At 65.5% G+C, this 12,021-nt stretch carries 12 protein-coding genes; 6 read left to right on the top strand and 6 right to left on the bottom strand.

What is annotated here, in order from left to right; translation table 11 throughout:
* Positions 1-59 precede the first annotated feature (59 nt).
* The 3 genes from VI26_RS19410 to VI26_RS19400 all read right to left on the bottom strand — a co-directional run bounded on the left by VI26_RS19410 (position 60) and on the right by VI26_RS19400 (position 6,350).
* Entirely contained in the window at positions 60-713 is a 654-nt protein-coding gene (locus VI26_RS19410; protein WP_048411413.1) for a response regulator, read from the bottom strand.
* 53 nt (positions 714-766) lie between these two features.
* Positions 767-3,877: a hybrid sensor histidine kinase/response regulator gene (locus tag VI26_RS19405; protein WP_048411412.1), complete on the bottom strand. Its 3,111-nt coding sequence runs from the start codon at positions 3,875-3,877 to the stop codon at positions 767-769.
* Between the two features lie 61 nt (positions 3,878-3,938).
* The gene (locus tag VI26_RS19400; RefSeq protein WP_197081542.1) at positions 3,939-6,350 is read right to left on the bottom strand and encodes a response regulator; all 2,412 of its coding nucleotides are present in this window, start codon (positions 6,348-6,350) and stop codon (positions 3,939-3,941) included.
* Between VI26_RS19400 and VI26_RS24890 the strand changes: the two genes are divergently transcribed.
* Positions 6,351-6,608 (top strand): hypothetical protein, encoded by a 258-nt coding sequence (locus VI26_RS24890; RefSeq protein WP_197081541.1) that lies wholly within the window; start codon positions 6,351-6,353, stop codon positions 6,606-6,608.
* Positions 6,609-6,883: 275 nt separating this feature from the next.
* Here VI26_RS24890 and VI26_RS19395 read toward each other — a convergent pair whose 3' ends face one another.
* On the bottom strand, positions 6,884-7,246 hold the full coding sequence (locus tag VI26_RS19395) for a translation initiation factor Sui1 (protein WP_048411411.1): 363 nt from the start codon (positions 7,244-7,246) through the stop codon (positions 6,884-6,886).
* A gap of 158 nt (positions 7,247-7,404) precedes the next feature.
* Between VI26_RS19395 and VI26_RS19390 the strand changes: the two genes are divergently transcribed.
* The 3 genes from VI26_RS19390 (at position 7,405) to VI26_RS19380 (ending at position 8,826) form a co-directional block, all read left to right on the top strand.
* The gene (locus VI26_RS19390; protein WP_048411410.1) at positions 7,405-7,728 is read left to right on the top strand and encodes a thioredoxin family protein; all 324 of its coding nucleotides are present in this window, start codon (positions 7,405-7,407) and stop codon (positions 7,726-7,728) included.
* A gap of 44 nt (positions 7,729-7,772) precedes the next feature.
* Positions 7,773-8,183, top strand: a complete 411-nt coding sequence (locus VI26_RS19385; protein WP_048411409.1) for a VOC family protein — start codon at positions 7,773-7,775, stop codon at positions 8,181-8,183.
* 70 nt (positions 8,184-8,253) lie between these two features.
* Positions 8,254-8,826 carry a cysteine hydrolase family protein gene (locus VI26_RS19380; protein WP_048411408.1) on the top strand — a complete coding sequence of 191 codons (573 nt, stop codon included), beginning with the start codon at positions 8,254-8,256 and terminating at the stop codon, positions 8,824-8,826.
* A gap of 184 nt (positions 8,827-9,010) precedes the next feature.
* Here VI26_RS19380 and VI26_RS19375 read toward each other — a convergent pair whose 3' ends face one another.
* On the bottom strand, positions 9,011-9,949 hold the full coding sequence (locus VI26_RS19375) for a bestrophin family protein (RefSeq protein WP_231581060.1): 939 nt from the start codon (positions 9,947-9,949) through the stop codon (positions 9,011-9,013).
* A 62-nt stretch (positions 9,950-10,011) separates the two neighbouring features.
* Positions 10,012-10,911 (bottom strand): LysR family transcriptional regulator, encoded by a 900-nt coding sequence (locus VI26_RS19370; RefSeq protein WP_048411406.1) that lies wholly within the window; start codon positions 10,909-10,911, stop codon positions 10,012-10,014.
* 129 nt (positions 10,912-11,040) lie between these two features.
* Here VI26_RS19370 and VI26_RS19365 point away from each other — a divergent pair, with 129 nt between their 5' ends.
* Positions 11,041-11,799 carry an SDR family NAD(P)-dependent oxidoreductase gene (locus tag VI26_RS19365; RefSeq protein ID WP_048411405.1) on the top strand — a complete coding sequence of 253 codons (759 nt, stop codon included), beginning with the start codon at positions 11,041-11,043 and terminating at the stop codon, positions 11,797-11,799.
* A 49-nt stretch (positions 11,800-11,848) separates the two neighbouring features.
* The coding region (locus VI26_RS24000; protein WP_156183968.1) for a transposase at positions 11,849-12,021 on the top strand (173 nt) is incomplete at its 3' end.

Below are 12,021 nucleotides of genomic sequence, written 5' to 3'. Positions count from 1 at the left end.
CGCGCCGACGCAGGCAGTACAGTAGCGCAACGCAGGATCAGTGGCTTTGTTAGCGGGCCTTATTGGAACAAGCCAAGCTCCACGCACAGGGCCACCAGTTCCTGGTCGGTCCTGGCGCCCAGCTTGCCCATGCCGGCCACTTTTTGCGCGCTGATGGTCTTGACGCTGCGGTTGAGCATCTTGGCGATCTCTCCCATCGACATGCCGGCGACGAAGTGACGCAGCACCTCGAACTCGCGCGCCGACAACCTCTCCACCTTGCTGCTGATCTTGTCCGCCGCGTCCGGCGTCGCGCGCAGCCCCGGCCGGTAAATCCGCCCGCCCGCCACGCATTCCAGCGCCTTGCGCAGTTCGGTCAAAGGCTGGGTTTTCTGCACCACGCCGGCCACGCCCAGGTCGTACAGGCTGGCAATGATCAATGGATTGGACACCATGGTGTAGATCAACAGCTTGACGCTGGCGAAGCGCCGCAGCAGATAGCCTATGAGTTTGATGCCATCGCCGTGGGTTTCGTCGCCGGGCATATTGTAGTCGGTCACCACGATGGGCGGCAGCGCCGAACTCTGCTGCATCCGGGTCAGCATCTCGATCAGTTCGGTGGCGCTGTGCGCGGTGCCGGCCACCTCGAACTGGCTGGTGCTCTCCACCATGCCACGTATGCCCATCAGCACGATGGGATGATCATCGGTAATCAATACGGATAGCTTGTTCATACTTTTCCCTGCCCATGGTTTGCAATTCTTTGGCGCTCGGCGCCGGCGCATGCCTAGTCTCCGGCGACACGGCGCATGATGGCGGCGATGCGCTCGCCTGCCGCCTCTATCCTGGCCCGCTCCGCCTCCAAATCCAGCGTCTCCGCCAGGTCCGTTTCCAAGGCCTGAAGGTCGCGCACCAGGCGCGTGGCGCTCACCACCGCCAACGCGCCGTTCATGCGATGCAGCAGCGCGGCGACATCGCGCACCTTACCCGCCGCCAATGCCTGGCGCAAAGCCACGAGGTCGCTGCCCATGATTTGCAGAAACAGCGCGCGCATCTCGGCGGGCACCGCGGCCTCGTCCTGCGGCGGCACGGCAGCGGCCGCCAGCAAGCGGCCCAGGATGGCGCGCAGTTCATCCAGTCGCACCGGCTTGGCCAGCCAGGCGTCGATATCGCCGGACGTCACGCCGCAATCAGGCCTGGCGGCCAGCACGACGATGGGCGCTCGCGCGCCCCGCTCGCGCAAGGCGCGCGCCAACTGATGCGCGTCCTCCGCCGGTCGGTCCGCGTCGCGGATCAATAGATCACAGCCCGATAGCAGCCGGTGCTGGAGCAGCTGCTGAGCGTTGTCCACCATGCAGACCTCGCAGCCCAGCTGTTCCAGCTGCTGCCGCAGCAGTTGGCGGTTCAAGGGCTTGTTCGCCGCCGCCAGCACTTTTAATCCTCGCGGAAAAACCGGCGGCGGCGCTTCTTCTCCCCGGCCGGGCAACCCTTGCCGCGCCAGACTCACCGCCCGCAGCATCGCCTGCACGTCGTGGATGTCCACCAGCCAGCCGTCAAGCCGCGCCTGCGCCGGCGACGGCCCGCCAGGCACCGCCAATACACGGACGCCGCCTGACGGTGGCCTTTGATCCACCGGGTCCAGGTCCAGCACCACGACGCCGGTGCCCGCCGGCGGCGCGGCGGCGTCGAACCAGCGCGCGCCGGCGCCCTGCCGCCGCAGCCGTTCCATCAAGTTCTCGCCCAGTTCCCGCTGCCGCGAGCGCAACAGCACCTCGGCCCGTTCCAGCGCCGGGTACGGCGTCGGCTCCGTCGCCGCGGTCACATCCATCGACAGCTTCAAGCTGAAGCTGCTGCCCAGGCCGGGTTCGCTGACCACGCGCAATGTCGCGCCCAGCAGCCGGCTGAGCTGCATGCAGCTTGGCAGGCCGAGACCGGCCGTGTCAGCAGAAAACGGAGCAAACAGCAAGCGCTGACGCCGCTGGTCCATGCCGACGCCGGTATCCGCCACCTGCCACTCCAGTTCCACCTCCCCCTGCCCGCGCCTCACAGCGTTCACTCGCAAAATCACCCAACCCGACTCGGTGAACTGAATACCGTTATCCAGTAGCTGATCCAGTATTTTGCGAATGCTCCGCGCATCGCCGCGCACTCGCTCCGGCGCCTGGACGGCAACGCAAACATACAAGCGCAAACCCTTGCGTCTGGCCTGCTCCGCCGCGGCCCGCACCGCCGCCTCTGCCAGTTGCAAGGGCGAGAATTCCACCTCTTCACGCTGCGCCAGGCCAGCCTCCATGCCGTAGAGGTCCAATGCCAGCCCTATCACCTGCCGCAATCGCGCGGAGGCTTGCTGCAAGGTATCGAGACTGGCGCGCTGACGCGGGTTCAGCGGCGATCGCTGCAGCAACTCCAACGCGCCCAGCACCCCATGCAAGGGCGCGCGGATCTGGGCGCGCATCAGGCCAAGAAAGCCGGAGCGCGCCCGGCTCGCGCGCCGCGCCTGCCTGCGGGCGGCTTGACGCGCCATCACGCGGAACCGCTCCGCCGAAACATCGCTGCAGACACACAATATGACGGCGACGCCGCGGTAACGCGCCGGCGCCAGCCTGGCCTGCAAATAGCGGCCTCCCAACCTCAGGCAGACGGAGAGCCCGCCGGCCTCGTCCGCGGCCGCCGCCTCGTCCCAAAATGCCGCCAGCTGCGGATAGTCGCGCTCGCGCTCGAACCACGCCGCCGCCAGCGCGTTCTCCAGCAAGGGCCTCAGCTGCGCATCCAAGGCCAGCAGCGCCAGCGGCGCGCGCTGTGTCAGCGTGCGATAGAACGCCTCCCCCTCGGCCAGCGCCAAGGCCGGTGCCAACACCCGCTGGCGATGCCAGCGCGCCGCCCACACCCCGGCCAGGGCCAGCAGCAGCGCGCCGAAAGGCAGAGCCAGCGCCCATAGATCCGTCGCCGGCAAACGCCGGTAATCCACACGGTAAAGCGCGGACCAGCCCTGCCCCTTCCCAGGCGGAAAGTAAAACAGCAGCCCTTGGCGGCTGAAATTCAGGCCCGCGCGCAAACCGGCCGGCGCAACGGCGCCCAGCAGCGCGCGGCCATCCGGCGCGATCAGGCTGACAGTATCGAAGCCGCGCAGCTCCGGCGCCTCCGCCGCGCAGTCGCGCTCCGGATCCAGCAGGGACACCGCCAGTACCGGCTCCAGTTCGCGAAAGCGCGCGTCGACAAAAGCCGGGACCAAGGCGACGATGAGGGAGTCCCCCAGTTCCGGCGCGTCGCGGCCCGCGGCCCAGCGCAGCTTGCCGTCGCCCGCCAGCGCGGCCTGCCTTGCCAGCCGGCGCAGGCCAGCCGCCTTGGTCCGGAAATCAGCTGGCGTCAGCGCCGTTGCCCCCTCCAGCCGGCCGGCCGCCGGCACCGCCAGCGCCGCTTCCTCATTCAGCGCCAGCAAGAAGGTCTGCGGCGCGGCGCTCTTGGCCAAGGCCCAATAAGCGCTGAAATAATCCGCGCCCATCGCGCCCAAAGCCGCCAGCGCGTCCCGCCGCGCCGGTGGGTAGCCCTGCGGATAGCCGATGCTGAAAGCCATCGCATACGGCGAGCCGCGGCCCTCCTGCACCAGGTAGTCGTCAAAACGCGCACCCTCTCCCGACAACGCCGACCAATTCACGCCGGGGATCGCCGGATTACGCCGCGCGCCACGGCTGAGGAAGATCTCTTGCTCGCGGATCACCCCGCTTATGCAATCGAAATGCCGCTGCGCATTGTTCTGTTTTTCGTCCAGCCATAGCTCAGCCATCCAATAGCTGGCCGCCAGCGCGCTCCAGATCAGGAGTAGACCCAGGATCAGACCCGCGTTCAGCTGCCAGGACAAGCGGGTCAGCGTGTCGATGGAACGCATCTGTTTTGCCATCGCTTCATTTCTTCTCGCAGACGCGTCCGCCCATACCGGCCGTCATGACAACAGGCCGCCCTCAATTGGCAGGCTGCGATAGATCACCGCGCGTCGTGCTGCGCTCCAATGCACCCAGGCATTGAAACAGGCCGGCCAAGTCCACCGGTTTGACGATCACCGCCGCCATGCCAGCCGCGCGCGCCTGATTATGGTCTTGCGGCAGATTGCTGGCCGTGGTGCCCACCACCGGAAACCCCGGCTCCCGCTCATGAATGGCCCGTGTCAGCCGCAGCCCGTCCATCCGCGGCATATTGATATCGGTCAGCACCACGTCGAAGTCGCGCGCGTTCCATTGCTGCAAGGCATCCATGCCATCCGCCGCCAGCCGCACCCGGCAGCCCAGCATTTCCAGCTGCTGTCTCAAGGTCTGCCGATTGACCTCATTGTCTTCCACCGCCAGCACCCGCAGCTCCAGCCGGCCCGGCATCGCGGCGTCCCAGGCTGGCGGAGCGCGCGCCGCCAGCCCGTCCAACTCGGCGACGATGGCATGGAGAATGGCCGCCGGCTCGTACAGCGAAACCCAGACGGCGGCGGCGCGCGCCGCTTCGCCGCCGCGCCACACCCGCGCGCCCGGCCAGTTGGCGCGCCGCCTCGGGCCGCCGTCCAGGCACACTTCCACGCAGCAGCCATCGCGCGGCAACTCCTCCGCCGAGCACACGGCGGCCTGGGCGCCCAGCGCATTCAGCCAATCGCTCAGGCTGTCCGCCAGTTCCCGCACCGGCGCGCAAACATGGATCAAACGCCGCGCCAGCAGCGGCGCGACGGCACCCGCTTCCGGGCTCAGCGGCAGGCGCAGGGTAAAACTGCTGCCAAGGCCGGGTTCGCTGACCACATCGATATCCCCTCCCATCAGCACCGCCAGTTGCAGGCAGATCGGCAGGCCCAGTCCCGCGCCGCCAGCCTTGCCGCGCCCTTCGCCCGCCTGGAAAAACGGTTGAAACAGGCTGGCCTGATCCGCCGCGGCAATGCCGACGCCGGTATCGGCCACCTGTATCGCCGCCCAGCCGGCGTCATTCTCTCCGTTGAAGACGCTGCAACGCACCACGATGCGACCGCTGTCGGTGAACTTCACCGCATTGCTGAGCAGATTGTTCAGAATCTGGCGCACTTTGTGCGGATCGCCCCGCACCGGCAGGCAAAACCGAGGATCCACGCAGGCATAGATCCACAAGCCCTTGCTCAGCGCCGAGGCGGCATAGCCGTGCACCGTCTCGTGCACCAGGTCGAACAGGCTGAAAGGCTCCGCCTCCAGCCGCAGTTGACCGGCTTCTATCCGGGAAACGTCCAGCACATCGTTGATCAGACCCAGCAGCGTGGCGGAAGAATTCTGAATGGCCTGCACATAGCCTTGCTGCTGCGGATCAAGAGCGCTGTGCTTAAGCAATTCCAGGTTGCCGAACACGCCATACAAGGGGGTGCGGATTTCATGGCTCATGATGGCCAGGAAGGCGGTCTTGGCCTCATTGGCGGCATCGGCCAGCTGCTTGGCACGCTCCAGTTCCTGCTCCGCCTGCTTGCGCAGGCTGATATCGCTGAGCGCGCACAGCAGCACTTCCTCGCCTCGGTAGCGGCTGGGCACCAGGCTGGCGAACAAATGACGGCCGTCCACGGTGAGCAGTTCTTCGCCACCACCGCCTGCCGGCAGCGGCCGCGCGCGCGGGTAGACCCGCTCCACCCACTCCACCGATTTCCAGTTCGGCTTGGCAGCGGGTAACCAGTCGCGGGCGAGTTGGTTTTCCAGCACCGTCTGGCCATCGCGCCGCCGCAGCGCGCACAGGGCAACCGGCGCGGCATCGAACACCGAACGCAGGAAGGCTTCGCTATCAGCCTGCTGCCGCAGCCTACGCTGGGCCGGCAACACGAAACGACGCAGCAGACACAAGCCACACAAGGCCAGCAGCAAGAACGTGCAGCCCAGCAGCAACAGGCTGTTCAGCGCCGCGCCGCGCATTTCGCCCAGCAGCGCCGCCGCCGGATAGCGATAGCTCAGCGTCCATCCCGACTCCAGCGCGAACAGCGCCTGCACGCCGCCGCCGGGCAAGATAGCACCCAGCCAGCCTTGCCAGCCGGGTGCCTGATCGCGCGCCGCCGGGGCGGAAATCTCCATCCCGGTTGCGGCGTCGCTCAGCGTGAATTCGTAGCCGCTGGCGGCCTGGCTGGCCAGCAACTCCGCCGGCTGAAACTCCAACGCCAGCCAAGCCTGTTCGCCCTTGTCCAATTCGACGGTCCGCAACACCGGCAGTGCCATATACATGCGGCGCAGCGGGTCTCTCCGGTCGGACAGCCACGCCGGCTCGCACGCCTCCATGCATTCGGTGCGCTCCCGCAGTTGGCGCTGCACCCGCTCCGGCACCGGCGTCTCAGCCGGAAATCCACTTTCCAGCCGACGGACCGTCAATTGCTCGCGGCCCAGCATGAAGAGCAGATTCACATGCAGGCGCCTTGCCTGGCGCAGATCCGCTGGCGACAAAGCCAGGAAGAAGCCGGGCTTGAGCTCACGGTAAACCGGTTCCCCACCCTGCATGGTGGCGTCGCGACGCGGCGGGCCGATCAATACCGGCCCGGCCACATGTTTCAGGAATTCTTCACGAAGATTAAGAACCGCCTTAGCGGTATAGGCCGTTTCGCTGATGGCAATGCGGTGCTCCGCGACCAGGCGATTGAACTGGACATACAAATAAATAATTGAAATGAATATTGCGCACAGCAGCAGCGCCCCAGCCAATAGCCATGCCATGCTGGAAACCGCCGGCTGTAGAATTGACCATGGCCGAAGCACCAAACGTTTGATATCCATTTGAATATCGTATTGGAGCTGTTATGAGCGCGAATATAAGAAATTTCCTAAAACATCGGCATTGCCAAAAAGATAATTGCCGGCAAAAAATGCCAAACAATTAAAAAGGCAAGGCTGTAGGAAATGACGGCCGCGAACCGGCCGGCTTGCAAGGCGTGGACGCCGGCCTAGCCGCCGGCGCGCTTCACCACCCAGCCGCGCTGCGCGAGGATGGCGATGACTTGATCGCAATGATCGCCCTGGATTTCAATTACACCGTCCTTGACCGTGCCACCGCTGCCGCAGGCGTTTTTCAATTGCTTGCCCAATTGCGCCAACTCCAGCGCGCCCAACGGCGCGCCCTTGACCACGGTCACCGCCTTGCCGTTGCGGCCCTTGGTTTCCCTTTGCACCCGCACCACGCCGTCGCCGGCCGGTATGGCCGCGACCGACGCGCATTGGCACTGGCTTGACGGTTGCCGGCATTGCGGGCACATGCGGCCAAATTCGGTGGAATACACCAGGCCGCCGGAAGCGTTGCGCGATTTCATGATGTAAAAACCTGGCCATGGCTGATGTGGGCCTGCATCGTCGCGGTTTTACCCGCTTTTGGCAAGCCCGGCCGCCGGCATCCGGCCAAATAAGACGCTGGCGAAACCGCGATCGCTTTGGCATATTGAAAGTCCACCCTTGCCCCGGTTTCCCTGCCATGCCCGAGCTTTACCGCGACTCCGCGCCGGAACGCGCCGAACTGGACGCCCAGCCCGGCGTCACCCTGCTGGAATTCGGCGCGCCCTGGTGCGGACACTGCCAGGCGGCTCAGGAGTTGATCCAGCAGGCGCTGGCCGATGCCGGCGCGGTCCGTCACCTGCAGATCGAGGACGGGCCGGGCCGCCGGCTGGGACGCAGCTACCGCGTCAAGCTCTGGCCCACGCTGATTTTTCTGAAACATGGCCAGGAAGCCGCCCGCCTGACGCGGCCGGCATCGGTGGACGCGATCCGCGACGCGCTGCGGCTATGCCTGCCGGCGTGAAGCCGGCGCGCGCCTTCTCTCCTTGCCCCACCCAGGAGTTTCCGATGAAAACGCTGATACCCTATATCAACTTCCACGGCCAATGCGAACAGGCGCTGGCCTTCTACTGTCAGTGCTTCAATGGCGAAGTCGTCGCCATGATGCGCTTTGGCGACGCCGACTTTCCCAGCCCGGAAGAAGCGAAGGACAAGATATTGCACGCCGAATTCAAAGCTGGCGGCGTTCATTTCATGGCCTCAGACGGCATGCCGGGCCACATCCCGCAACACGGAGAGAACATCACTCTCAATATCGCGCTGGACGATGAAGCGGAACAGACCGCGATCTTCCAGGCCCTGGCCCAAGGCGGCCAGATCACCGAGCCCTTGAAGGAAGCCTTCTGGGGCGCGCGCTTCGGCATGCTGGTGGACCGCTTCGGCATCCGCTGGATGAGCAACTGCATGAAACCGCAATAAGCCGCCGCGCGGCGCGGTCAAAGCCGCGCCGCGCGCGAAACTCTCCGCAAACACCGCAGGAACCCCAGCAATGAATACCGCTTTTATCGGATTGGATTACATTCACGACATCATGGTGGCCGGCGGCAAGGTGGCGCGCTGCGCCGAACACGCCAGCCAGCGCGGCGTCATCGCCGCCGCCAACCAGGCCATCGCCGAGGCGCGCCGCCGCGGCTGGCTGGTGGCGCAAGTGAAAGTGGGCTTCGCGCCGTCCTATGTCGACCAGCCGAAGCACTCGCCGCTGTTCGGCCGCGCTCACGAATTCGGCGCGCTGGACCTGTCCGGCCCCGGCACCGCCTTCCACCCGGAGCTGGACGTAAGGCCGGAAGACGCCATCGTGATCAAGCCGCGCGTCAGCGCCTTCTACGCCACCTCGCTGGAAGCAGTGCTGCGCGCCCATCGCATCGAGCGCCTGATCCTGGCCGGCGTCAGCAGCACCTGGGCGGTGCAGGCCGCCGCGCGCGACGCTCACGACCGCGACTACCAAGTGCTGGTGCTGGAAGACGGCTGCGCCGCCGCCAGCGAGGAAGAACACCAGGTTTCAATGCGCCAGCTGGCGACGATAGCCCGCGTCATCCGTCTAGACGAGCTGGCCGCGCTGTAAGAACCTGTTCACAGTCTCGCGAGCAAGAGCGAGACAAGGCGAAAACCGCTGAGAAAGCGGAATGTACAAGTGGTACATGAGCATTTCGAAGCCGGTTTCAACGCCCATTTCTATCCATCCCGCCGAAGCGCAGCAGACTTTGAACAGGTTCTAAGAACCTGTTTACGATCTGCTGCTCAATGGCTCAATACAGATAAATCCCCTGCGGCGCCGGCGTCGGCGCGTCCACCGTCTCGCCCTGCATTTCGCGCAGCGAGGCCTCGATGCCGTGGCAAAGCGCGGACAGCGGCAAATCGTTGCCCTCCTTGCCAAACGGCTCCTCCAACTCCTCGCCTATCACCTCCAGCGCCAGATAGGTGTAGGCGATGAACACCGCGATCGCCGGCGTCAGCCAGCCTATGCTGGTGACCAGGCCGGCCGGCAGCAGCAGGCTGTAAACGGTGACGGTGCGGTTGAGCAGCACCCGGTAAGTGAAGGGAATCGGCGTGGAGGCGATGCGCTCGCAGCCGCCCAGCACTTCCGACAGCGAATTCAGGTTGCGGTCCAGCGCATGCCATTGCATGTCGTTCAGCGCGCCGTCGCGGCGCATGCGCGCGGTCAGCTGCCCCAGCCAGGCCAGGATCAGCGCCGGCTTGAAGCGCGCAGCCAGCGCCTTGGACAGTATTTCCTCCGGCAGCAGCCGGCGCAGATGGGCGTCGGCGTCATCGCCGCGCAGCTGCGCCTTCAGCGCGTAGGCAAAGGCGCAACAGCCATCTATCAGCCGCTGCGCGTCGGCGTTGTCCGGCGCCAGCGACAGCGCCTGCCGCGCCAGTGAACGATTGACGATCAACAGGCTGCCCCACAGCTTGCGCGCCTCCCAGAAGCGCTCATAACTGACCGAGTTGCGAAAACCCAGGAAGATGGCCAGCGACACCCCCATCAGCGTGAAGGCGGGAATGCTGAGCGCGGAATCCGCGTGCTCGCTCAGCCACCAGCCGCGCACCGCGGCGGTGACGATGGAAATGAGAAAAACCAACAGCAGGCGCGGCATGATGCGCGGCAGCACCGAGCCGTGCCAGACGAACAACAGGCGCAGCCAAGAAGTAGTGGGTCTAACAATCATGGTGGGGATATGACGAAGCAAGACGGTTGCACAGCCCTCATGATAGGGCAGCTTGGCCCCGGACCGCCATGTTTGCGCCCAATTCACGCCAGATGCGGCGCCAGCACCTCGGCCAGCCAATCCATGAACGCTTGCGCCCGGCGCGGCAGATTGCGGCGATGCGCGTACAACAGCGTCACCGGCATCGGCGCGGCGCGATGCTGCGGCAGCACCTCCACCAGCTCGCCGCTATCCAGCAGATGGCGCACGCCGGACTCCGGCGCCTGGATCAGGCCCAGGCCGGCCAGGCAGGCGGCCTGGTAGGCATCGGCATTGTTGACGATGACGCTGCCGGTCATGCTCAGCCAGCGGCTGCCGCCGTCGTCATGGCACTCCCAGCCGGCCGGACGCGCGCCCAGGGTGGACACATAATGCACCAGCCGGTGCCGCGCCAGATCGTCCAGGCTGGCGGGCGCGCCGTAGCGCGCCAGATAGGCCGGGCTGGCGCAATTAAGCTGGCGGAAACGCCCCAGCGGCCGCGCCACCAGGCTCGAATCGTTGAGCCCCCCTACCCGCAACACGCAATCAAAGCCCTCACGCACGATATCCACCTTGCGGTCAGTGCTGCTCAGTTCCAGTTCCAGCCGCGGGTGACGCTGCAGAAATTCGTCCAGCCGCGGCAAGACCTGGTAGCGCGCCACGCCGCTGGGCATGTCCACCCTCAGCCGCCCGCCCAACGCCTCCTCGCCGCGCTGGAACATGCTTTGCAGCTCGTCCATGTCCGCCAGCACATCCTTGCAGCGCTCGTAGAAAGCCTGGCCGTCCTGGGTCATTTGCACCTTGCGCGTGGTCCGATGCAGCAAGCGCGCGCCCAGCCAGGCCTCGGTCTGTTTGACCGCCACCGAGATGCTGGCCTTGGGCAGGCCCAAACTATCCGCCGCCTGGGTGAAGCTGGACAGCTCGGCCACCCGCACAAAAATCTGCATCGCTTCCAGCTTATTCATGTCCACCGCTCAATTGTTATATTGATACGAACACTATAATTAAAAAAACGATATTTGTTTATCAAAAACCATACAATAAACTGAGCTCATCGGGTCCAAGCCTGCACCCGCCCCACACAGGAGATTCCCATGAGCAAGAAGATCGCAGTCATCACCGGCGGCAGCCGCGGCCTGGGCAAAAGCGCGGCCCTGCACCTGGCGCGCCAGGGCGTGGACGTGGTCATCACCTACCAGAGCCGCGCCGCCGACGCCGAGGCGGTGGTCGCCGTGATCCAGGCGCTGGGCGGCCAAGCCGCCGCGCTGGCGCTGGACGTCAGTCAGAGCGCCGGCTTCGCCGCCTTTGCCGCTCAATTGCGCCAGACGCTGGCCGAACAATGGCAGCGCGCCGACTTCGACTTCCTGGTCAATAACGCCGGCATCGGCATCCACGCCGCCTTCGCCGACACCAGCGAGGCGCAATTCCACCAACTGATGAACATCCAGCTCAAAGGCCCGTTCTTCCTGACCCAGGCGCTGCTGCCGCTGATCGCCGACGGCGGCCGCATTCTCAATGTCTCCACCGGCCTGACCCGCTTCGCCCTGCCCGGCTACGCCGCCTACGCGGCGATGAAGGGCGGCGTCGAAGTGCTGACCCGCTACCTGGCCAAGGAACTGGGGCCGCGCGGCATCGCGGTCAACGTCATCGCCCCCGGCGCGATTGAAACCGATTTCGGCGGCGGTCTGGTGCGCGACAACGCCCAGGTCAACGCCCACATCGCCGCGCAAACCGCGCTGGGCCGCGTCGGCCGGCCCGACGACATCGGCGGCGCCATCGCCACCCTGCTCCGCGACGGCGCCGCCTGGGTCAACGGCCAGCGGGTGGAAGCCTCCGGCGGCATGTTCCTCTAAGAGCCTGTTCAAAGTCTCTGAGTAGAGCAGAGTGTGAGAAAATATAGAGGTGAGAAAAAGCTACCCAAGCGATATCAGTCGCGAACAATTTGAAGTGATCAGACCACTTCTGGAAAGCGCGCGTAAGAGAACAAGTCCCCGTCGAGTGGACTTGTATGAGGTGTTTTGTGCCGTGCTGTACCTGCTCCGCAGTGGCTGCCAATGGCGCATGCTTCCTGAAGT

Origin of the sequence: Chromobacterium sp. LK1 (assembly GCF_001043555.1) — a bacterium.
In the GTDB taxonomy this organism is placed as follows: domain Bacteria; phylum Pseudomonadota; class Gammaproteobacteria; order Burkholderiales; family Chromobacteriaceae; genus Chromobacterium; species Chromobacterium aquaticum.
The sequence above is the reverse complement of the archived record's forward strand: the minus strand, read 5'-3'. Positions and strand labels throughout refer to the sequence as shown.